The 21,168-nt window shown below is 59.7% G+C and carries 18 protein-coding genes and 3 tRNA genes; 11 read left to right on the top strand and 10 right to left on the bottom strand.

Annotation, left to right across the window (positions count from 1 at the left end):
* The first annotated feature begins 1 nt into the window (after position 1).
* The 11 genes from ALTER154_RS15500 to ALTER154_RS15450 all read left to right on the top strand — a co-directional run bounded on the left by ALTER154_RS15500 (position 2) and on the right by ALTER154_RS15450 (position 13,708).
* Complete coding sequence (locus ALTER154_RS15500; protein WP_160088350.1) at positions 2 to 1,195, top strand: hypothetical protein; 1,194 nt, start codon at positions 2 to 4, stop codon at positions 1,193 to 1,195.
* A complete protein-coding gene (locus ALTER154_RS15495) occupies positions 1,185 to 1,790 on the top strand; it encodes a DUF6160 family protein (protein WP_342636242.1) in 606 nt (201 codons plus the stop codon). Before ALTER154_RS15500 ends, ALTER154_RS15495 begins: the two co-directional genes overlap by 11 nt.
* An 11-nt stretch (positions 1,791 to 1,801) precedes the next feature.
* A complete protein-coding gene (locus ALTER154_RS15490; RefSeq protein ID WP_160088348.1) occupies positions 1,802 to 4,123 on the top strand; it encodes a DUF6160 family protein in 2,322 nt (773 codons plus the stop codon).
* Between the two features lie 251 nt (positions 4,124 to 4,374).
* Positions 4,375 to 5,472 (top strand): carboxynorspermidine decarboxylase, encoded by a 1,098-nt coding sequence (locus ALTER154_RS15485; protein WP_090251405.1) that lies wholly within the window; start codon positions 4,375 to 4,377, stop codon positions 5,470 to 5,472.
* Between the two features lie 132 nt (positions 5,473 to 5,604).
* Positions 5,605 to 6,849: a saccharopine dehydrogenase family protein gene (locus tag ALTER154_RS15480; protein WP_160088346.1), complete on the top strand. Its 1,245-nt coding sequence runs from the start codon at positions 5,605 to 5,607 to the stop codon at positions 6,847 to 6,849.
* A 289-nt stretch (positions 6,850 to 7,138) separates the two neighbouring features.
* Positions 7,139 to 8,686, top strand: a complete 1,548-nt coding sequence (locus ALTER154_RS15475) for a 2-isopropylmalate synthase (RefSeq protein WP_160088344.1) — start codon at positions 7,139 to 7,141, stop codon at positions 8,684 to 8,686.
* The gene (locus ALTER154_RS15470) at positions 8,683 to 9,504 is read left to right on the top strand and encodes an energy transducer TonB (RefSeq protein ID WP_160088342.1); all 822 of its coding nucleotides are present in this window, start codon (positions 8,683 to 8,685) and stop codon (positions 9,502 to 9,504) included. The genes ALTER154_RS15475 and ALTER154_RS15470 overlap by 4 nt, the downstream gene beginning before the upstream one ends.
* A 54-nt stretch (positions 9,505 to 9,558) precedes the next feature.
* Positions 9,559 to 10,011 (top strand): ribosomal protein S18-alanine N-acetyltransferase, encoded by a 453-nt coding sequence (rimI, locus tag ALTER154_RS15465; protein WP_090251416.1) that lies wholly within the window; start codon positions 9,559 to 9,561, stop codon positions 10,009 to 10,011.
* A 128-nt stretch (positions 10,012 to 10,139) separates the two neighbouring features.
* Positions 10,140 to 12,050, top strand: a complete 1,911-nt coding sequence (locus ALTER154_RS15460) for a bifunctional UDP-sugar hydrolase/5'-nucleotidase (RefSeq protein WP_160088340.1) — start codon at positions 10,140 to 10,142, stop codon at positions 12,048 to 12,050.
* A 101-nt stretch (positions 12,051 to 12,151) separates the two neighbouring features.
* Positions 12,152 to 12,796: a carbonate dehydratase gene (can, locus tag ALTER154_RS15455; protein ID WP_160088338.1), complete on the top strand. Its 645-nt coding sequence runs from the start codon at positions 12,152 to 12,154 to the stop codon at positions 12,794 to 12,796.
* A 3-nt stretch (positions 12,797 to 12,799) separates the two neighbouring features.
* Positions 12,800 to 13,708 carry a DMT family transporter gene (locus ALTER154_RS15450; RefSeq protein ID WP_160088335.1) on the top strand — a complete coding sequence of 303 codons (909 nt, stop codon included), beginning with the start codon at positions 12,800 to 12,802 and terminating at the stop codon, positions 13,706 to 13,708.
* Positions 13,709 to 13,951: 243 nt separating this feature from the next.
* Here the strand turns inward: ALTER154_RS15450 and ALTER154_RS15445 are convergent.
* From ALTER154_RS15445 to ALTER154_RS15400, 10 genes are all read right to left on the bottom strand, one after another.
* A tRNA-Met gene (locus ALTER154_RS15445) sits at positions 13,952 to 14,028 on the bottom strand.
* A 77-nt stretch (positions 14,029 to 14,105) separates the two neighbouring features.
* Positions 14,106 to 15,206: a redox-regulated ATPase YchF gene (gene ychF, locus ALTER154_RS15440; RefSeq protein ID WP_090251429.1), complete on the bottom strand. Its 1,101-nt coding sequence runs from the start codon at positions 15,204 to 15,206 to the stop codon at positions 14,106 to 14,108.
* A gap of 33 nt (positions 15,207 to 15,239) precedes the next feature.
* Positions 15,240 to 15,830, bottom strand: a complete 591-nt coding sequence (gene pth, locus ALTER154_RS15435) for an aminoacyl-tRNA hydrolase (protein ID WP_160088333.1) — start codon at positions 15,828 to 15,830, stop codon at positions 15,240 to 15,242.
* A gap of 69 nt (positions 15,831 to 15,899) precedes the next feature.
* Complete coding sequence (locus ALTER154_RS15430; RefSeq protein WP_090251434.1) at positions 15,900 to 16,502, bottom strand: 50S ribosomal protein L25/general stress protein Ctc; 603 nt, start codon at positions 16,500 to 16,502, stop codon at positions 15,900 to 15,902.
* A gap of 114 nt (positions 16,503 to 16,616) precedes the next feature.
* The gene (locus ALTER154_RS15425) at positions 16,617 to 17,558 is read right to left on the bottom strand and encodes a ribose-phosphate pyrophosphokinase (RefSeq protein WP_090251437.1); all 942 of its coding nucleotides are present in this window, start codon (positions 17,556 to 17,558) and stop codon (positions 16,617 to 16,619) included.
* 45 nt (positions 17,559 to 17,603) lie between these two features.
* Positions 17,604 to 17,678 (bottom strand) — tRNA-Gln (locus ALTER154_RS15420).
* A 52-nt stretch (positions 17,679 to 17,730) separates the two neighbouring features.
* Positions 17,731 to 17,805, bottom strand: a tRNA-Gln gene (locus tag ALTER154_RS15415).
* Between the two features lie 44 nt (positions 17,806 to 17,849).
* Positions 17,850 to 18,725, bottom strand: coding sequence for a 4-(cytidine 5'-diphospho)-2-C-methyl-D-erythritol kinase (gene ispE / locus ALTER154_RS15410; protein WP_160088331.1), 876 nt, complete (start codon positions 18,723 to 18,725; stop codon positions 17,850 to 17,852).
* Positions 18,722 to 19,339: a lipoprotein insertase outer membrane protein LolB gene (gene lolB, locus ALTER154_RS15405; RefSeq protein WP_160088329.1), complete on the bottom strand. Its 618-nt coding sequence runs from the start codon at positions 19,337 to 19,339 to the stop codon at positions 18,722 to 18,724. Before lolB ends, ispE begins: the two co-directional genes overlap by 4 nt.
* Positions 19,339 to 21,069: a tetratricopeptide repeat protein gene (locus ALTER154_RS15400; protein WP_160088328.1), complete on the bottom strand. Its 1,731-nt coding sequence runs from the start codon at positions 21,067 to 21,069 to the stop codon at positions 19,339 to 19,341. The genes lolB and ALTER154_RS15400 overlap by 1 nt, the downstream gene beginning before the upstream one ends.
* Positions 21,070 to 21,168 lie beyond the last annotated feature (99 nt).

Genomic DNA, 21,168 nt, shown 5'->3' with positions numbered 1-21,168 from the left:
CATGCTTCGATCAATTTGCTTCTGCGTATTGCTTTCGTTTGCCACTTGTAGCTTTGCGGAAATGCAGGAAATGGCTGACGAGGAGCTTTCCAGTGTTCAAGGCGCCGGCTTCGGTTTTGTGTTGGACGGCATCATGCTGGATGCGTCGGCCGCCAATATCACCATCAATGATATTGAACGGGTCAAGGCCGATGGCTCCAAGGAGAGCATGCCGGTCAAGTTATCGGAGTTCTACCTCAGCGGCAGCGGGAGTAACAAAGGTGCCAACAAGACCCCTGTTACATTAGGGCGGCTGAACCACCCCTTTACCGTAACCCTGGGCAAGGGCGAAGAAATGCGTGCGCTCAGTGACACCTGGGAGCTGCGCAGCAAGGTGGTACGCGAGGGAGGCGTCAACAAAACGGTTCAATACTGGGCGCCCAGTGGTGCATCGCAATGGGTGCAGACGACCCCGAGCAATGTGGCCGTACTAACACTGGCCTTTCCTGAGCGCATGACCTCAGGCGGCTCAAGCTGTATCAGCGGTTACGCTGGTGCGGGGTTGAACTGCTCAAGCGATCCAAGCGGTCGTGCTGATCTCGGCATGCGCTTTGACTTCAGTGTTGGCGGCGGACGCAAGGACATTCTTGATTTTGACCTGGCCCAGTTGACCATGGACGGCTCCTATCTGCGCTTGTGGGGTGATAACAGTCGTAAGCAGTTGGTCGGCGAAGCGTTGATCAATATCTTTGCCAAAAACCTTGATATCAGTGCCTGTACGGCCCCGGAGGCGGCTGCCAATTGCAGCGCTGCGGCGGCCTTGAGCGGTACGCTGTATCTGACCAATGCATACGCCAATATTGCGCTGGGCTATGGCAAATCGCAGCCGCTGCAGTTTGATGTGAACAGCAACGGCCAATTTGTTCTGGAGCTCAGTAATCCTGTGAATACCAGCGGTACGGCCGCCCAGCGCAATGCTCAGGCGGCAGACTTCTATGCCAATACCCCGCGTACCAATCTGGTCTTCGACAACATGAATATTGGTTACGGACGCCCACCCGCCAACGGATTCGCCAACATGCCAGGGGCGGCGGTGAACTCAAATGGTCAAGCTGTGGTGGGTGCTGGCGGCTTGAACGGGGGCTTTAACTTCGGTCGCAATGAAATTTCAGGACTTAGCTTCAACTACCTGAAGGTGACCAGCCGTGATCTCTAAAGTCTGGTTAGCCATCAGCGCGCTGCTCGCCATGCCGGCCTTTGCCGAGATGCAGGCATTGGACGATGACACCCTGAGCAGCATGAACGGCCAGGGCGGGGTTTATCTGTCCGGTGAGTTCAGTATCAACAAGGATGGCGGCGTGCTGTGGAGCAAGCCGGTCAGCAATAACCCCAGCACCTGGACGGCCAGTCAGCGTAGCTGCGCCAATGCGGGTGCTACGACGCCGGAAAACTGTGGCATGCGTGTGGCAATTCGCTCCGAGGCGGAGGGCGGCTGGTATGTGCTGGATAACCTCAAGGGCGTGTTCAGCTTTGAAGGCCTGACTCTGCGTACGCGCACCATCAACAGCGGTTTCAATGGTGACGGTGCTGCGTTCAATCAGGATGTGCTGGAGTTCGGCTTGCCCAACGAGGTGAAGTTCAAGGATGGCAGTTTTGCCTTTGGTGTCGCCAACCAGGGCGGCTGGCAGAACAAGTCCCTGAGCGTGGCTAACGGCGGGAATCCGTCCTACCAGCAGACCAATATCTTCTCGGCGAAGATCGACGGCACCATCCGTATGCAGGGCAACGTGCTGATCTTTCCGCAAAATTGAGGAGCAGGGCCATGCACCGTCATTCGCTGTTGTTGCTCGCACTTCTGAGTCCGCTGACGCAGGCCATGCAGGCACTGGATGATCAGGCGCTGTCATCCGTCAGCGGGCGCGACGGCATCAGCCTGCAAACCACTGGCGCTGGCTGGTCGGCAGGCAGTATTGACTACAAACAGGATGGTCAGACCCTTAGCCTCAAAGGCGTCAGTGGCACGCCGCAAACGGCGGGTAGCAGTTCGACCACTACGCTGGATGTGGTGGGTGAGCAATTGCAGGTGCAACACAGCGGCAGTGCTCAGGTACTCAGCGTCGATAACATCGAGCTGGCCGGCAGCAGCAAAAGCTTTGGCGCCTTTCGCGCGTTTTTCACCCTGGGGGCCAGCCTCAAGTTGAGTGGCGGCGGGGCCAGTGGCGTCAGCGGTTTCAGCGTGGATGACAGCCAGCTGTCGCTGAGCGCGGCGACCTTCTATTACCGCGACAATGGCTTTGATCTGATCGTCAAAGGCCTGTCGTTCGATACTTACCTGAACAACGCCTACCTGGACATCGTCAGCGGCGGCAGCGGCCAGGAGATCAAACTGGATCTGGGCACTTCGCGTTTTGTCGGCTCAATTGCCGGCATCGGCCTCGACCTGGCACATGGCGACCCCACTGCCGGCGTGGCGGTGACACCGGGCACCCCCGATCTGCGTGACGTGGATGCACAACGCAGCTTCGGCAAGCTGAACATGGATTTGCGCCTGGGCGGCAGCATCAGCATTGCGGGTGGCGGCGCCAGTGGCGAAGGCTTGCGGATCAAACCGAATATCACCATCGCCAACAGCCTGTTCCAGTATCAGGATGAAGGCGTACTGCGTGCTGAGAACTTTGCTGGCAGCCTGATCAGCAACTCTGGACTGACAGTGGATCTGGAGCAGGACGGCGCGGGTAGCTACGCGAAAATTGCCTTTCAGGACCTCAAGTTCAATGCCACCCTCGGCGGCCTGATCATGGGCAACCCGAGCAATCAGAAACTCGGTGGCCTGGCGGTGGATTTGAATTTTCTTGACCAGGGTGCTCGGCAGAATTGGCTGAAACTGCGTCCGGGCGGCGACCCCAACTCCGGGCAGAAAGGCATCAGCGCCGACCTCAGCTGGAACATGGTCAACAGCTCGTTGGCACTCACCGATAACGGCAACACCATGTGGTTCAGTGGCCTGCGTACCCACGGTACCGGTCAGTTTACCTTTGATCTGACCAAAAGCTGCGCCGCCGGTGTGAGCGCGAGCTGCTACGCCGGCACCAACAGCGATATAAACAGCGGCGGCTACAACGGTCATTTCGATGGCATGCGCCTGGGCTTCAAGAATGTGGTCGGTAGCTACAGCTTCGATGGTCTGCGGGTGGGTACGGCTGATGCGCCACTCCAGGGCGGCACCGAGTTGCTGGTGCTGATGGAAATTTTCCCGGCCTACGATTTCACCCTCAACGGCCAGCTCACTCTGCGCGCTGGCGGTGCTGTGGGTGATGGGCTGCGCTACAACGCCGACTTCTATATCACCGAGGCGAATGCGGCGATTACCGTGGATGAAAACGGTCGTGGCCTGTGGCTCTCAGGCAGCAGCTATGACATGCATTACCGCGAAGGCTCGTTGGACATCAGCACTAACGGTGTGGAGCTGCGTAAGGGTACGTACTGGTCGAAGCTTGACGTGAACGACGTGCGTTGGGGGGATCGGCAAACCGGTAGCAGCATTGGCCGTCTAGTGCTTAAACGCTATGAGCAGGGCTCGACCCTGGCCATCAATTCGGGCGGTGCTGGTGCGTTGTGCGTCGGCGGTAGCGGTGGCACGTCGGCGGCATGTGTGGCCAGCGGCGGGCGCTGGGAGGACCGGGGCGACGAAGGCATCTCGGTCAAGCTGAAGAATGTGTTCGTGCGTGATGGCTCCGGTAACCCGGCCAATAGCGTATCGAACAACGAGAAACGCAATCAGATCATTATTGAAACCGGGCGGGTGAATGGGGTGAACGGCACTGGCAGCCAGTTGGTGGTTGATAACTTCCACACCTCTGATGGCAACCCGAGCAACCCGAACGCCAATGCCTATGGGTTTAACGTCGACCTTAACCTCGATGTGGCGCCGACCAAGGTGTGCAGTAAGACCGCTTCTGGTTGCACGCCCGTCAGTCCTGATCCGCTGGGTTTTGCGGTTAACGGTCGGGTGCACTTCAAAGAAGTGAATATCGACCGGATTCAGCATGTTCACCCCACCGGCGGTGCGGTGACCTCGATGTATGGGGTTAAGCTGCAAAACGCCGATATCCGCGCCAACCTGACGGCCACGCCGATCAACTGAGCCCCCGCATCAGCGCCGCGCAGGCGCTTTATGCCGTCATGCCCCTGTCATCCTTGTTGGTCATTCTGCTGGCGCACGGTGGCAGGTGCTGGGTGCTTCCATCGCGCGCCCAATCGCCGCCAATGGTCGCTCAATCGAGGAAATATCCCCGTTGCCCTTTCGATATGTGCCGGTTGTCGGCACAATTCGCCTCCACTTTTTTGGGGGGAGCCTGTTGGCTTCCCGTCAGCCGACCTTGCAGGGGCAGCGCCATGATCAAAACGCCTTACTACCTGATCGACAAACAGAAGCTGCTGGGCAATCTGGAGAAGATCGCCTATGTACGCGAGCACTCAGGGGCCAAGGCGCTGCTGGCGCTCAAATGCTTCGCCACCTGGTCGGTGTTCGACCTGATGCAGCAATACATGGACGGCACCACGTCCAGTTCGCTGTATGAACTCAAACTCGGCCGACAGAAGTTCGCTGGCGAAACCCACGCCTACAGCGTGGCCTGGGCCGATGATGAAATCGAAGAGATGGTCGCCAACTGCGACAAGATCATCTTCAACTCCATTGGCCAGCTTGAACGCTTCGCCGAGGCCACCGAGGGCACCATACGTGGCCTGCGCGTTAACCCGCAGGTGAGCAGCTCCGATTACCTGCTGGCCGACCCGGCGCGTCCGTTCAGCCGTCTGGGCGAGTGGGATCCGGAAAAGATCGCCGCGGTGATGGATAAGATCAGCGGCTTTATGTTCCACAACAACTGCGAGAACGGCAGCTTCGAGCTGTTCGACCAGATGTTGACGACCATTGAAGAGCGCTTCGGCCATCTGTTGGAGCAGGTCGAGTGGGTCAGCCTCGGCGGCGGCATTCACTTCACCGGTGACGACTACCCGCTGGATCAGTTCTGCGCGCGGCTCAAGGCCTTCTCTGAGCGTTTCGGGGTGCAGGTGTATCTGGAACCGGGCGAAGCGGCGATCACCCTGAGCTCCTCATTGGAAGTCACGGTGCTCGACACCCTTTACAACGGCAAGCACCTGGCCGTGGTCGACAGCTCGATCGAAGCACACATGCTCGACCTGCTGATCTACCGTCTGAACGCCAAGATGGAACCCTGCAGCGGTGAATACACCTACATGGTGTGCGGCAAGTCGTGCCTGGCCGGTGACATCTTCGGCGAGTACCAGTTCGACAAACCCCTGGCCATCGGCGATCGCCTGTCGTTTATCGACGCCGCCGGTTACACCATGGTCAAAAAGAACTGGTTCAACGGCCTGAAAATGCCGTCCATCGCGGTCAAGCAACTCGACGGCAGCGTCGAAGTGGTGCGCGAATTTGGCTTTGACGATTACCTGTCCAGCCTGAGCTGATCCGTAGTGTGGACGGCATTTTTCGTCCATCGCTCTGAAATCACAAAGGTGGATGCAAAAGCGTCATCCACCCGACGTGTTGTAAACCCGCTCCAACTCTCTCAATAACGCAGTACCCAGGAGGTGAAACAATTGAAGAAGAATGTTCTGATCATTGGTGCAGGAGGTGTCGCCAAGGTGGTGGCCCACAAGTGCGCGCAGCACAACGACGAATTGGGTCGCATTGCTATCGCGTCGCGCAACATCTCCAAATGCCAGGCCATCATCGACAGCGTTAACGCCAAGGGCAGTCTGAAACAGCCAGCCGAGATCAAGGCCTTTGCCCTCAATGCGCTGGATATTGAAGCAACCAAAGCACTGATCCGCGAAACCGAATCGCAGATCGTCATCAACGTGGGTTCGGCCTTCCTCAATATGTCGGTGCTGCGCGCCTGCATCGAGACCGGCGCCGCCTACCTCGACACCGCTATCCACGAAGAGCCGGGCAAGATTTGCGAAACGCCGCCTTGGTACGGTAACTACGAGTGGAAGCACCTGGCCGAATGCCAGGAAAAAGGCGTGACTGCCATCCTCGGCGTCGGTTTCGATCCAGGCGTGGTCAATGCCTATGCCGCATTGGCGCAACAGCAGTACTTCGACAGCATCGAGTCGATCGACATCCTCGACGTCAACGCCGGTTCCCACGGCAAGTACTTCGCCACCAATTTCGATCCGGAAATCAATTTCCGCGAATTCACCGGCCAAGTCTGGAGCTGGCAGAACAGCCAGTGGACCAGCAACACAATGTTTGAAGTCAAACGCACCGACGACCTGCCGGTAGTCGGCGAACAGAATCTGTACCTGACCGGGCATGACGAAGTGCATTCCCTGTCTAAACACCTGAACGTGCCCAACGTGCGTTTCTGGATGAGCTTCGGCGAGCACTACATCAATGTGTTTACCGTGCTGAGAAACCTCGGCCTGCTCTCCGAACAACCGGTAAAAACCGCCGAAGGCCTCGAAGTTGTGCCGCTGAAACTGGTCAAGGCCGTACTGCCGGATCCCGCCTCGCTGGCGCCGGGCTACAGCGGCAAGACCTGCATTGGTGATCTGGTTAAAGGCACCAAAGACGGCAAGCCAACCGAGCTGTTTATCTACAACGTCGCCGACCACAAGGACGCCTATGTCGAGACCGACAGCCAGGGTATTTCCTATACCGCAGGCGTACCGCCGGTCGCGGCAGCGCTGCTGGTGGCGCGTGGTGATTGGGATGTGGCACGCATGGCCAACGTTGAAGAGTTGCCGGCTGAGCCGTTCCTCAAGCTGCTGGATGTCATGGGGCTGCCGACCCGGATCAAGGACGCCAACGGCGACCGTCCCTGGGATCAGGCCCTCTGATTGGCTGCGCGTCGGCCCTGCTGCGTTAAAAACAGGCTCAGAATGCTCATGTACAAAAGTACACTCCGCTTCTTCGCCTGTTTTTGCCTTGCAGGACACTAGCTCGCTCAATCAGCCCAACGCCCGCCATTTGGCGGGCGTTTTGTTTCTGGCGTAGACGCCGTCGGCTTACGGGGCGAGCCGATGACTCCACGCTTCCCGCCCGTGGCATTTCACGCGACAATCAAGACTTATCGACACGCGCCCCAACGTCGGGCGCGTGCTACGGCGACTCCGTGAGGACACCAGCATGAGCAGCAACGACCGCGTCATTATTTTCGATACCACCCTGCGTGACGGTGAGCAGAGCCCCGGCGCGTCGATGACCGGTGAGGAAAAGCTGCGCATCGCCAAGGCCCTGGAGCGTTTGCGGGTTGATGTGATCGAAGCCGGCTTCGCTATCGCCAGCCCCGGTGACTTTGCTGCGGTCAAGGCGATTGCCGACAGCATCAAGGACAGCACCGTGTGCAGCCTGTCGCGTGCTCTGGATGCTGATATCGATCGCGCGGCGGAAGCACTCAAAGGCGCCAACTCCGGGCGCATTCACACCTTTATCGCCACCAGCCCGATCCACATGCAACACAAGCTGCGCATGCAGCCGGATCAGGTCGTCGAGCAGGCCGTGCATGCGATCAAACGCGCGCGCAACCTGTGCAGCGACGTGGAGTTCTCCTGCGAGGACGCCGGTCGGTCCGAACTCGATTTCCTCTGCCGCATTATTGAGGCGGCCATCGATGCCGGTGCGCGCACCATCAATATTCCCGATACGGTTGGCTATGCCATTCCGCATCAGTACGCCGAGACCATCCGCCAGCTGCTCAACCGTGTGCCCAATGCCGACAAGGCGGTGTTTTCCGTTCATTGCCACAATGACCTGGGCCTGGCTGTGGCCAACTCGCTGGCCGCTGTGGTCGCTGGTGCGCGCCAAGTGGAGTGCACCATCAACGGATTGGGCGAGCGGGCCGGTAACGCCGCGCTGGAAGAGATCGTCATGGCGATCAAAACCCGTGAAGACCTGCTCGGCGTGCACACCCGCATCGACACCCCGCATATCCTCAGTACCTCGCGGATGGTCTCGGGCATTACCGGTTTCCCGGTGCAGCCAAACAAGGCCATCGTCGGTGCCAATGCCTTTGCCCATGAGTCTGGCATTCACCAGGACGGCGTCCTCAAACACCGCGAAACCTACGAAATCATGTCGGCGCAGTCGGTTGGCTGGCACACCAACAAGTTGTCGTTGGGCAAATTGAGCGGGCGTAACGCCTTCCGTTCGCGCCTGGATGAGCTGGGCATCGTGCTGGCGGGCGAGGCTGAGTTGAACGCTGCGTTCGCCCGTTTCAAAGACCTGGCCGACAAGAAGCAGGAAATCTTTGATGAAGACCTGCAAGCCCTGGTGTCCGACACCCTGGCCGAAGAAGCACCGGAGCATTTCAAACTGATCACCCTGGAGGTGGCGAGCAAAACCGGCGAAGTGCCGCAGGCGCAAGTGGTGGTGAGCGTTGCGGGAGCCGAGCACGGTGGTAATGCCCAGGGTTCCGGTCCGGTGGATGCAACCTTCCGGGCCATCGAGGCGATTGCCAGTTCCGAGGCCACTTTGCAGCTGTATTCGGTCAACGCCATCACCCAGGGCACCGACTCGCAGGGTGAAGTGACTGTGCGGCTGGAAAAGGGCGGGCGCATCGTCAACGGCAACGGCGCGGACACCGACATTCTGGTGGCCTCGGCCAAGGCCTACATCAATGCACTCAACCTGATGCAGGCCGGGCAGAAGGCGCACCCACAGGCGGCTGACGTTTGATCGCAGAACTGCGCCGCCGTGCCTACCTGAGCGCCATGCAGGTGGCCAGTTGGCTGCCGCGCGTGGAGTTGCCCTTTGCTGCGCCGTCGCGCCCGGAACTGCTGCAACCGCTGGTTGAGGTTGAGCCCGAAGCGGAGGTGGCCGCTGCCGTGTCACAGGCGGTGGCTGACGCAGCACCGACCCATGAGTCGCCGCAGGCCGAAACCGCCGTTGCCGCGCCCGTTACGCGGCTCAAGCTCGAAGTGCCGCGCCCCGCGCCTCAGGGGCGCATGGCTAAGGTGGAACCGACTACAGTCGACGCCGAAACGCAGATCACTTCCCAGCCAACGCCCGTCGCACCACCCCGTTTTGCCCTGCAATTGCTGCGCGCCGGTGCCTGCGCGGTATTGGTCGAATTACCGACTGGCGAGCCGCTGCAAGGGCGCGACCCGGCGTATCTGCTGCTCAAGGATCTGCTGCGCGCCGCCGGCCTGCCGGACAGTCCGCAATTGATCGGCGAGCCGGTACGCTGGCCGCTGCTGGTGCGCGGCCAGATCGACCAGGGCCCGCAGGCGGCGCTGGAGTATGTGCAGAGTTTTGTCGGCGCCCGGCTGGAAGAGCAGGAACCGTGCAGTTGCCTATGGCTGGTGGGGCTGCCGGCGATTCGTTTTGCCGGGGAAGCCACTGCCGACGCCTACAACCGCGAGCTGCAGGTCGAGGGGCTGGGCGCTGCCTGGGCGCTGCCGGGCCTGGAACTGCTGATGGATGAGCCAGAACGCAAGCGTGAGCTGTGGCAAGCCATGCGCCGCGTGCGTCAGCGCTGGTTGGCTGCCAATTGAAGACATCTTTCCCGGCCGCTTGGCTGGGTTCTACCGTTTGCCGAGTCAACCTGAATGAGTGATGCAATCAGCTTCCGCCCGATGACAGCGGCGGACATCGATGCGGTGCTGAAAATCGAATATGCCGCCTTCAGCCACCCTTGGACGCGCGGCATCTTTACCGACAGCCTGACCGCTTATAACTGCTGGGTGATGTTTGAAGGCCAGCAGCAGGTCGGCCACGGCGTGATCCAGATCATCATGGACGAGGCACACTTGCTCAATATCACCGTCAAGGCGGAAAGCCAGGGGCGTGGTCTGGGTTTGAAACTGCTCGAACACCTGATGCAGGAGGCCCAGAAGCAGGGGGCCAATGACTGTTTTCTGGAGGTGCGCGCGAGTAATCAGGTGGCTTACCGCCTGTATGAGCGCTACGGCTTTAACGAGGTTGGCCGGCGTCGCGATTACTACCCAGCCGTCGGTGGCCGTGAAGATGCCTTGGTGATGGTCTGCCCGCTGTTTGACTAGATCCCCGCTCGGCCATGCACTGACACGATTGGCTACCGCCGGCGGCGCTATTCGCCGCTGACCTGGCGTTGGGCTTGTCGCATACTCCCGGCAGCCGCGTTTATCGCTCATTGCCCTAAGGATCTGTCATGCGCCTGTCTGCTTCGTTGCTTGCAGTGTTCTGCTTATTCGCCACCGCTCAGGCCACCAGTGCCGAGCGCAGTTTTACCATCCTGCACACCAACGACTGGCAATCACGCCTGCTCGGTTTTGGCCCGAACAACGAATATTCCCCAGCGACCACCGGCGATGACGATACCGTCGGCGGCGTTGCGCGCCTGGCCACCTTACTGGAGCAGCGCCGTGCCGCTGCCGGTGAGCAGCCAGTGCTGCTGCTTGATGGTGGCGACTTCAGCATGGGCACGCTGTTTCACACCGTGACCCGCGAAACCGGCGGCGAGCTGCGCCTGATGACCGAGCTGGGCTATGACGCAGCGACCCTGGGCAACCACGAATTCGATTTTCGTCCGGCCGGGTTGGCCGCGATGATCAGCTCGGCGCACAAGATCAAGGGCGATGCGCTGATGCCGCTGCTGTCGAGTAACCTCGGCTTTGACCCCGCGCGCAAGGAAGACGACAGCCTGCAGGTCCATTACGAGGCCGGGCGCATTACGCCGTACAAGCTGATCGACAAGGGCGGTATTCGTTTTGGCTTGTTCGGCCTGCTCGGTAACAACGCCGTGGCAGTCAGCCCGATGATCAAACCGGCGGTGTTTGCCGATCCGGTCGCGACTGCCCAAGCCATGGTCGCCAAGCTGCGCGAGGAGGGTGCCGAGGTGGTGATTCTGCTTTCGCACATGGGGGTGGTGCAGCAGGAAGACGGCAGCTGGCGCGGTGAAGAGGTCGAGCTGGTCGAGCAGGTGCCGGGCATCGATATCGTCGTTGGCGGTCACTCGCACACGGCTCTGGCGCAGCCTGTGCTGGTCAATGGGCGCACGCCTGTGATGCAGGCCGGCTCCGAGATTCAGCACCTGGGTGAATTGCGTATGCGTTTGCCGGCGGACGGCAAACCGCAGGTGGTCGATTACCAGCTGCACCCGATCAATGACCAGATTGCCGGCAGCGCTGCGGTGACTGCCAAGGTCGAGGACTTCAAACAGGTGGTCAGTGCGCAGATGCTCGCGCCTAAGGGGTACACCTTCGACCAGCCGCTGGCCAAGGTCGATAAAACCCTGACCCGCGCCCATGACGATCCGATTCTCGGCAATCTGGTCACCGACGCGCTGCGCCACGCGACGGGCAGTGATGTGTCGTTTACTGGCAACGGCACCATTCGCGACAATATGATCATGGGCCGGCATGGCGTGCAGGCGGTGTCTGACCTGTTTCGCATCGCTCCGCTGGGTGTTGGCGAGCTGGATGATGCGCCGGGTTATCCGCTGATCAAGGTGTATGTCAGCGGGCAGGAGCTTAAGAACCTGCTCGAAGTGCTGCTGCTGGCCTATCAGGTGCGCGAAAGCAAAAGCTATTACCCGCGCGTGTCCGGCCTGCGCTTCAGCTACAACCCTTGGCGTGTGCCGTTTGATCGGGTCAGCCGGATTGAACTGGGCGACCCGATCAAGGGTTACACGCCGCTGGACCTGGCCGATCAGCGGCTCTACAGCATCGGTGCCACCAGCTATGTCGGCAGCTTTACCTGGCTGGTCAGCGACCTGACCAAGGGCCTGCTCAGCGTGCAGCCCAAAGATGCCGAGGGCCGGCCGTTGGCGGCAATCAAGGACGCGATCATTGATGCCGATCCGCAGCAGCCTGGTGTGCAGGAATATAAAGAGTGGCAGGGCTTGCTCGACCATATTCGCAGCCTGCCCGATCTGGACGGTGACGGGCTCGCCGATATCCCGACCCAGGGTGCGGCCGCCGAGCAACGCATGCTGCGTGTGCCCAGTCTGCAGCCAGCCGAGCTCTACCGTTATGCCGGGCCGCTGCAATGGGGCGTGAGCCTGGTGCTGTTGGCGGGCGTGCTGCTGATTCTCTGGTTGTTGCGTCGCCGTCGCGCTTGATCATGCCCGCTGCCGTCTGTTCAAGGGGACGGCAACCACTCGCGCTTGTCAAAAGCCGGTGGCGCTCCTATGGTGCGCATCGACGAATCCGGGAGTGACGCATGAGCGATTTACAGCACCTCTTCGACAACAACGCGCGTTGGGCCGAAGCGATCAAGGAAGAAGACCCCGAGTTCTTCGCCAAGCTGGCCCAGCAGCAGGTGCCCGAGTACCTGTGGATCGGCTGCTCCGATGCGCGGGTGCCGGCTAACGAGATTGTCGGCCTGCTGCCTGGCGATCTGTTCGTGCACCGCAACGTCGCCAACGTGGTGCTGCACACCGACCTCAACTGCCTGTCGGTGATCCAGTACGCGGTCGATGTGCTCAAGGTCAAACATATCCTGGTTACCGGGCACTACGGTTGTGGCGGCGTACGCGCATCAATGCAGGACACCCAGTTCGGCCTGATCGATGGTTGGCTGCGCAGCATTCGCGACCTCTACTACGAGCATCGCGAACACCTGGCGCAGTTGCCCAGCGAAGAAGAGCAGGTCGATCGCCTGTGTGAGCTCAATGTGATCCAGCAAGTGGCCAACGTCAGCCACACCACCATCGTGCAGAACGCCTGGCATCGTGGGCAGCCGCTGGCGGTGCATGGCTGCATCTACGGCATCAAGGACGGCCGCTGGAAGAACCTCAACGTCACCGTCAGCGGCATGGAACAGCTGCCGCCGCAATACCGCCTGCGCCCGCTCGGTCAGCGCTGAGGTATGTCGTCTTCCGTGCGTATCGCGCTGGCCGGTCTGCTGCTGGCGACGCTGTGTTGGTCCGGCAATGCCCTGGTGGCGCGAGCGTTTGCCGGTGAGATTCCTCCGTTTGCCTTGTCATTCTGGCGCTGGAGCCTGGCGCTGGTGCTGCTGTTGCCCTTCGTGGCCAAGCCGCTGTGGCAACACCGTGCGGCACTGCGTGCGGCCAGCTGGCGCTTGCTGGTGCTCGCCGGTGTCGGCATCGCCGGGTACAACAGCCTGCTCTACGCCGCCGCGCAAACCACTGCTGCGATCAATATCACCCTGGTCAACACCTGCCTGCCACTTATGACCTTTATCGGCGCGGGCCTGCTGCTTGGCGAGTGGCCGCATCAACGCGCCTGGTGGGGCATGGCCGTGGCCGCAAGCGGGTTGCTGGTGCTGATCAGCAAAGGCAGCTGGGCCAGCCTTAGTGATCTGGCCTTCAATAAAGGCGATCTGATCATGCTGCTGGCGGTAGCCGACTGGGCGCTCTATTCATTGCTGCTGCGGCGTTGGGCCAGCTACCTGCTGCCTATCCCCCCGCTGGCCCTGCTTGGCGTACTGATACTGCTGGGCGTGCCGCTGATTCTGCCGTTCTATCTCTACGAGCTGGCACAGGGCGCACACTTCAGCGTGACGCCACACAACCTGGCTGCCATCGGCTACACCGCCATCTTCGCCTCACTGCTTGCTTACCTCGCCTGGAACCACGCTATCCGCATTCTCGGTGCGGCCAAGGCCGCACTCTCCAACTACTTGATGCCAGTGTTTACTGCACTACTGGGCTGGCTGCTGCTAGGGGAGGGGCTGCAAAGCTACCACTGGATCGGTGCTGCGTTGATCTTCGTAGGTCTGTTGATGGGCACGCAGGTGCTCGCAAAAAATCGCTGAGTGATCACGTAGAGGTTCTAGGCAAGCAAATGCGCGCGTTTGCTAGAAGTGTGGTGGTTGCGGGGCAAAGACAGACACTGGACGTTTTAATTGTCGGGATGCCCGAGCACCAGGATATGTGCCGCTAGACGTAAGTCGCTTCTAAACAAGATGAACATCAAGCAAGGACGGGGAGAGTAGTTGGAATGTAGTCTGCCCGGAAAACAAAAAAGGGCTTAGCTTTCGCTAAACCCTTGTTTTGTTTGGTGGCTACGCAGGGACTTGAACCCCGGACCCCAGCATTATGAATGCTATGCTCTAACCAGCTGAGCTACGTAGCCGAGTGGCGCGCATTATTCGCGTCTTGGGGTTGGGTGTCAACCCTGTTCTGCGAAAATTTCTGCGCGCGATCAATCGCTTACACGTTAAAGCGGAAATGCATGACGTCGCCGTCTTTCACGATGTAGTCCTTGCCTTCCAAGCGCCATTTTCCGGCTTCTTTGGTGCCAGCTTCGCCTTTGTATTGGATGAAGTCGTTGTAGGCGATGACTTCGGCGCGGATAAAGCCTTTTTCGAAATCGGTGTGGATCACGCCAGCAGCCTGCGGAGCGGTGGCGCCGACACGGACGGTCCAGGCGCGGACTTCTTCGACGCCGGCGGTGAAGTAGGTCTGCAGGTTGAGCAGTTCGTAGCCCGCGCGGATTACTCGGTTCAGGCCGGGTTCTTCGAGGCCCAGGGCTTCGAGGAACATGTCTTTTTCTTCGCCATCATCCAGCTCGGCGATTTCTGCTTCGATCTTGTTGCATACCGGCACCACGGGAGCGCCTTCGGCATCGGCAATGGCCTGGACGATGTCGAGCAGTGGGTTGTTCTCGAAGCCGTCTTCGGCGACGTTGGCGATGTACATCACCGGCTTGCTGGTGAGCAGGTGGAAGCCACGTACCAGTTGCTTCTCGTCGTCACCCAGGGTCTTCATCAGGGTGCGCGCTGGCTTACCTTCGCTGAAGTGGGGGATGAGCTTTTCCAGTAGAGCTTTCTGTGCCACGGCTTCTTTGTCGCCGCCCTTGGCATTGCGAGTGGTCTTCTGCAGTTGCTTTTCGCAGCTGTCGAGGTCGGCGAAGATCAGTTCGAGGTCGATGATTTCGATGTCGCGCTTGGGGTCGACGCTGTTGGCAACGTGAATCACGTTGTCGTCTTCAAAGCAGCGTACTACGTGGGCGATGGCGTCGGTCTCACGGATGTTGGCGAGGAACTTGTTGCCCAGGCCTTCACCCTTTGATGCTCCCTCTACCAGGCCGGCGATATCGACGAATTCCATGGTGGTGGGCAGGATGCGCTTGGGGTTGACGATGGCTGCCAGCTCTGCGAGGCGTGGGTCAGGCATCGGCACGATGCCGCTGTTAGGCTCGATGGTGCAGAACGGAAAGTTCTCGGCCGCAATACCGGATTTGGTGAGGGCGTTAAACAGGGTGGACTTGCCGACGTTGGGCAGGCCGACGATGCCGCAGTTGAATCCCATGGTGTTGTCCCTCGCGCGAATGGCGGTAAAGAGTTAGGAGGTGGCTTTCTGGCTGTGCAGCTTGTGCATGGCTTTGCTCCAGTCGCCTGCGAGTATTTCCGGCAGGGTGCCCAGGGCAAAGTCGATGCTGGTGTCCAGCAGTTCCTGTTCGCTGCGTGGTGCGCGGCCGAGGACGAAGTTGGAAACCATGCTGCTGTGCCCGGGATGGCCGATACCAAGCCGCAGGCGGTAAAAATTATTCTGATTACCGAGCTGGGCGATGATGTCGCGCAGCCCGTTATGTCCGCCGTGCCCGCCACCCAGTTTGAGTTTGGCGACGCCGGGGGGCATATCGAGTTCGTCGTGGGCCACCAGAATGGCTTCCGGCGGGATGCGGAAGAAATTCGCCAATGCCGCTACGGCCTGGCCGCTGCGATTCATAAAGGTGGTGGGGATCAGCAGGCGAACATCGCGGCCCTGATGGCTGAATTTGCCAACCAGGCCAAAATACTTTTTGTCGAGGCTCAGGTTGATGCGCTGGCTGTCAGCCAGGCGCTCAACGAAAAGGGCCCCTGCATTATGCCGAGTCTGGTCGTATTCAGGGCCGGGGTTACCCAGGCCAACGATCAGTTGTACGGCAGTCATGTCAGGAGCCCTTTTGTGGAAATAGCTCGGCAGAATCGCATACCGAGCTGGTTTCCGACACTGCGAGGATTACTCGGCAGCGCCTTCGTCTTTAGCAACGCGGGAGGCGTGGATGTTAGCCACTGCCAGGTCGTTACCGTGAGCCAGTGCAACCAGCTCAACGCCTTTCGGCAGTTTCAGGTCGGCCAGGTGAACGATCTGACCCACTTCAACGGCAGCCATGTCGACTTCGATGAATTCAGGCAGGTCTTTCGGCAGGCAGGAAACTTCTACTTCAGCCAGGACGTGGGAGACTTCGCCGCCTTGCTGCTTAACGCCAACCGAAGTTTCTTGGTTGATGAAGTGCAGGGGAACGATAGCGGTCAGTTTCTGGCCAGCGACTACGCGAACGAAGTCAGCGTGCAGCACGTAGCCTTTGGCTGGATGGCGCTGCAGGGCTTTGATGATCACGCTTTCGTTGCTGCCGGCTACGTTCAGGCTCAGCACGTGGCTGTAGGCTGCTTCGTTTTCCAGCAGTTTGGCCAGTTCTTTGGCCAGCAGGCTGATCGATTGTGGAGCTTTTTCGCCACCGTAAATTACGGCAGGAACCATGGCTACGTTACGACGCAGGCGGCGGCTCGCACCTTTCCCCAGGTCGGAACGCACTTCGGCATTCAGGGCAAATTCAGTCATTTCACTTCTCCAAAATAACCAAACCGTCCGTTACGCTTGCGACCAGCGACGGGACGGTTGGTTGAAAAGCCTTGCCGTCAGGGCAGGGCGTTTGCGCTCAGGGCGTATACCGAATTAACGGAACATCGCGCTGATCGATTCTTCATTGCTGATGCGGCGAACCGCTTCAGCGACTACCGGGGCGATGTCCAGCTGGCGAATACGCGAGCAGGATTGCGCGGCGGCGGACAGCGGGATGGTGTTCGTCACCACCAGCTCGTCGAGTACGGATTTTTCAATGTTTTCGATTGCGCGGCCAGACAGTACAGCGTGTGTGGCGTAAGCGAAGACTTTCGAGGCGCCGTGTTCTTTCAGCGCTTTGGCGGCGTGGCACAGCGTGCCAGCGGTATCCACCATGTCGTCGACCAGGATGCAGGTACGGCCTTCAACATCACCGATGATGTGCATCACTTCGGAGTGGTTGGCTTTCTCGCGGCGCTTGTCGATGATCGCCAGGTCAACACCCAGGGACTTGGCAACAGCGCGTGCACGCACTACGCCGCCGATGTCCGGGGAGACAATCATCAGGTTTTCAAAGCGCTGGTCTTCGATGTCGTCCACCAGTACTGGGGAGCCGTAGATGTTATCTACTGGGATATCGAAGAAACCCTGGATCTGGTCCGCGTGCAGGTCGACGGTCAAAACCCGGTCGATGCCTACAACGGTGAGCATATCAGCCACAACTTTGGCACTGATTGCCACGCGGGCGGAGCGCGGACGGCGATCCTGGCGGGCATAGCCGAAGTAGGGGATAACTGCAGTAATTCGGGTCGCTGATGAGCGGCGGAAGGCATCGGCCATCACTACCAGTTCCATCAGGTTATCGTTGGTTGGCGCGCACGTCGGTTGAATCAGGAAGACGTCTTTACCGCGGACGTTTTCGTTGATTTCAATCATGATCTCGCCGTCGGAAAACTTACCGACAGAAGCATCACCGAGGGGAATGTGCAGCTGACGTACGATACGTCGCGCCAGATCGGGGTTAGCGTTCCCCGTAAAAACCATCATCTTGGACACGCGCAGTACCTGCCGGCTGGGGGTATACCTGGATGAGTACAGAAATGGCAGGGGCGGCTGGATTCGAACCAACGCATGCCAGGATCAAAACCTGGTGCCTTACCGCTTGGCGACGCCCCTGTATCCTGTGTAACCGAATGCTTTGAGTTGTGTATCCGCTCCAGGGCGGAAATGGCAGGGGCGGCTGGATTCGAACCAACGCATGCCAGGATCAAAACCTGGTGCCTTACCGCTTGGCGACGCCCCTATTACCGTACAACTCTGTGCTCTTAAATTACTAAGAGCGAACATTCACTTCCTGACCAATGTTTCGAGCTTGCGGTGCAACATCGAAATGTTACGGCCTTGGGCAATAAAACTTGGCAATGTGGCTGGAAGTTGGCGGGCGACTTTATCAGCATCGTCCTGGTTTGGGAAGCTCCCAAACACACAAGCTCCAGTGCCGGTTAATCTAGTTGGAACAAATTTGTTCAACAAGATCAGAGCGTTACGAACTTCAGAATAACGCTTCGTGACCACCGGCTGGCAGTCATTACGACCACCCCCCTCAAGAAGGCTGCGAACTTTAATGGGCGGCGTATCCCGTGTCAACTCAGGGTCGGAGAAAATTTCCGCTGTGCTGACAAGTACTTGCGGAATGGCGACAAGATACCAGGGTTCGCTCAGGGTCACCGGTTGCAGCTTTTCACCGACGCCTTCAGCAAATGCCGCGTGACCGCGCACGAATACCGGCACGTCGGCGCCCAGGCTGAGGCCCAGGGAAGCCAGTTGGTCTTCGCTGTAGTTCAGCTGCCACAGATGGTTGAGGCCGAGTAGGGTAGTCGCGGCATCCGAACTGCCGCCGCCAATGCCGCCGCCCATGGGCAGGCGCTTGTCCAGCCAGATGTCGGCACCCAGGGTGCAGCTTGCGTGCTGTTGCAGTAGGCGCGCGGCACGCACGATCAGATTGCTGTCGTGGGGTACGCCGTCGATGGGCGTATGCAGGTGAATTTCACCGTCGGGGCGCAGGGTAAAGCCCAGCTCGTCACCGAAGTCGAGAAACTGAAATAGGGTTTGCAGCTCGTGATAGCCGTCGGCGCGGCGGCCGAGGATATGCAGCATCAGGTTGAGCTTGGCCGGTGCCGGCAGAATCAGTTCGGCAGCGGCGGGTATTGCCGGTGTGGTCATTGGCCGAGCTGGCGCGGTTGCCAGTCCTTTATTACCAGGGTGACTTGCAGGTCAAAGCCGCTGAGCTTGATGCGCTCCGGCAGCCAGAAACCATTCTGCTCGGCATAGCTGAGGTACTCGACATCCCAGCCGTCTTGGCTCAATTGCGCCAGGTGGCTTTGGCTGTCGAGGTTCAGGCGGCTTTTGCTGTCTGGCGAAGGCAGGCCGCGAATCCACCAGAACAGGTGTGAAACGGGCAGGTTCAGGCCCAGTTGGTCGCGCAGCAGTTGTTCGGGTGACTCAGCCTGGTAGCGGCCCTGGTTGGCCACTTCCAGTTGAATGGCGCCTGGGCGGCCGGTCAGGCGAGCTGCGCCGCGACCTAATGGGCCGGAAAGGCGGATGTCGTAATAGTCCTGGCGTTGTAGCCAGAAAAGAGTGCCGCTACCGGAGTCTTTCGGTGCACGGATACCGACTTTGCCATTGATCTGCCAGGCATCCAGGCCGCTGATCTGTTGCTTGTGCGCTTGCCAGCTTTGCGCGTTGCCCTGGCCTTCAAGGGCTTCGCGGGAGGTCAGGCCGGCGCAGCCTGCCAGTAATGTAATCAGGCTGAAAACTATCAGGTGGCGCGCAAGCATCAAAGCGTCTCTGCTCCGGTCAGGCGCAGCAGGGTGCTGCGCAGGATTGGGCTGTCGGGTTGTTGTTTCAGGGCTTCACGCCAGAGTTTGCGCGCTTCTTTCTGTTTCCCTTGTGCCCACAGCACTTCACCCAGGTGGGCTGCGACTTCGTGGTCGGGAAATTCCTGCAGTGCTCTGCGCAGTAGGCGTTCAGCTTCATCCAGATTTCCCAGGCGGTAATTCACCCAGCCGAGGCTGTCGAGTACTGCAGGGTCTTCAGGGTTGAGTTGGTGCGCCTGCTCGATCAACTGCTTGGCTTCGGCGTAGCGCGTGGTGCGGTCGGCCAGGGTGTAGCCCAGTGCATTGAGTGCCATGGCGTTGTCTGGTTCGCGCTCGAGTATAAAGCGCAGGTCACGCTCCAGCAGGGCGAGATCATCGCGCTTTTCCGCGAGCATGGCGCGGGTGTAGAGCAGGTTGAGGTCTTCGGGGAACTGTTCCAATCCTTGTTGGATCAGCTGCCAGGCGCGTTCTGTGTCCTGCTGCTTGGACCAGGCTTCGGCTTCGATCAGGTACAGCTGGATGGCATAGTCAGGCTGGCTTTCGCGAGCTTGACGCAGGCGCTCGGCGGCTTCTTCAGCGCGCTGTGCCTTGAACAGCAGTTCGCTCTGCCGGGCTTGGGCCGGCAGGTAATCGTTGCCGGGGCCGACCAGGGCGTACTCGATCAATGCGCTGGCGGTATCACCGAGTTCTTCATAGGCACGAGCCAGGTTGTAATGCGCGGCTTCACTGTGGCTGCCGCGTTCGACCAGTTCTTCGAGGTAGACGATGGCCTCTTTCCAAGCTTTGGCTTCCAGGCAGACCAGTGCCAGCGAAAAGCGCAGGTCATCATCATCAGGGTTCTGTTGCAGCAGTGAGGCAAACTCGCCCTTGGCTTCGTCCAGGCGGTCTTCGGCCACCAGCAAGCGTGCGTAGGTGAGGCGCAGGCGCTTGTCGTCTGGGTATTGTTCGATGCCTTTTTCCAGCAGCTGCAGGGCTTCATCGTTGCGCTCAAGGCTTTGCAGCAGGCGGGCATGCAACAGGATTGAGGCGATGGGGCGGTCTTTACTGGGTTGCTGCTCCAGTAGCTCCAGGGCCTCCTGCGGCTGGCCATTCTGTTGCAGCAGCAGGGCTTTGCCAAATTGCAGCTGGCTGTTGTCCGGATACTTTGACTGCAGGCGGTCGAAGCTTTGCAGCAGGCCGGCACGGGTGTCCGGGTCAGTTTCAGCTGCGGACAGCGCCAGGAAGTCGAAATGCGTATCGCCCTGACGCTGCAGTACCTGCTCCATAAAGGTCATGGATTCGTCATAGCGGCCGGCACGTGCCAGTTGCACGGCGGCGGCGCGCTGCGCGTCGATATTCTCGGGAGCGGTCTTGGCCCACAGCAGGCTGGTTTCCAGCGCGGGCTGTTCGGCCCCTAGGTACTCGGCAATGCGAAAGCCACGCTCGGCGACGCCAGCATCCTGAGTGGCATTGGCCTGCTCTACATAGTTTCCCAGGGCAATGTCGAAGCGGTTGCGCTGGCCTGCCAGTTCCGCGACCAGCAGCGACAGCAGGGTTTCCTGGCTGAAATTGCGGTAAACCTGCGGCTGGATTTCTGCGGCAACAACAGCGGGCTCTTCCACCGGTGGCGTGCCATCCGGGGCAGAGGGAGTAAAGGTCTGGCAGCCACTTAAAAAGGCAGCGGCAGTCAGCAACGCGAAGGATCTATTCATAGGAAGAGTATGTGGCCAACCTGCGGTTTGGGCATCATGACACAAGCGCTGGGGCAAGCCCATGGGCTGCAATGATGCGGATTAAGAGATAAACCTGGC

Origin of the sequence: Pseudomonas sp. 9AZ (assembly GCF_902506525.1) — a bacterium.
Taxonomy (GTDB): Bacteria; Pseudomonadota; Gammaproteobacteria; order Pseudomonadales; family Pseudomonadaceae; genus Aquipseudomonas; species Aquipseudomonas peli.
This window is presented reverse-complemented; position numbering and strand designations above follow the sequence as displayed.

Bases quoted from the DNA above. Each gene is read 5' to 3' on its own strand.
- ALTER154_RS15500 (WP_160088350.1), top strand. From the start codon at position 2: ATGCTTCGATCAATTTGCTTCTGCGTATTGCTTTCGTTTGCCACTTGT.
- ALTER154_RS15490 (WP_160088348.1), top strand. From the start codon at position 1,802: ATGCACCGTCATTCGCTGTTGTTGCTCGCACTTCTGAGTCCGCTGACG.
- ALTER154_RS15485 (WP_090251405.1), top strand. From the start codon at position 4,375: ATGATCAAAACGCCTTACTACCTGATCGACAAACAGAAGCTGCTGGGC.
- ALTER154_RS15475 (WP_160088344.1), top strand. From the start codon at position 7,139: ATGAGCAGCAACGACCGCGTCATTATTTTCGATACCACCCTGCGTGAC.
- rimI (WP_090251416.1), top strand. From the start codon at position 9,559: ATGAGTGATGCAATCAGCTTCCGCCCGATGACAGCGGCGGACATCGAT.
- ALTER154_RS15460 (WP_160088340.1), top strand. From the start codon at position 10,140: ATGCGCCTGTCTGCTTCGTTGCTTGCAGTGTTCTGCTTATTCGCCACC.
- can (WP_160088338.1), top strand. From the start codon at position 12,152: ATGAGCGATTTACAGCACCTCTTCGACAACAACGCGCGTTGGGCCGAA.
- ALTER154_RS15450 (WP_160088335.1), top strand. From the start codon at position 12,800: ATGTCGTCTTCCGTGCGTATCGCGCTGGCCGGTCTGCTGCTGGCGACG.
- ychF (WP_090251429.1), bottom strand. From the start codon at position 15,206: ATGGGATTCAACTGCGGCATCGTCGGCCTGCCCAACGTCGGCAAGTCC.
- pth (WP_160088333.1), bottom strand. From the start codon at position 15,830: ATGACTGCCGTACAACTGATCGTTGGCCTGGGTAACCCCGGCCCTGAA.
- ALTER154_RS15430 (WP_090251434.1), bottom strand. From the start codon at position 16,502: ATGACTGAATTTGCCCTGAATGCCGAAGTGCGTTCCGACCTGGGGAAA.
- ispE (WP_160088331.1), bottom strand. From the start codon at position 18,725: ATGACCACACCGGCAATACCCGCCGCTGCCGAACTGATTCTGCCGGCA.
- lolB (WP_160088329.1), bottom strand. From the start codon at position 19,339: ATGCTTGCGCGCCACCTGATAGTTTTCAGCCTGATTACATTACTGGCA.
- ALTER154_RS15400 (WP_160088328.1), bottom strand. From the start codon at position 21,069: ATGAATAGATCCTTCGCGTTGCTGACTGCCGCTGCCTTTTTAAGTGGC.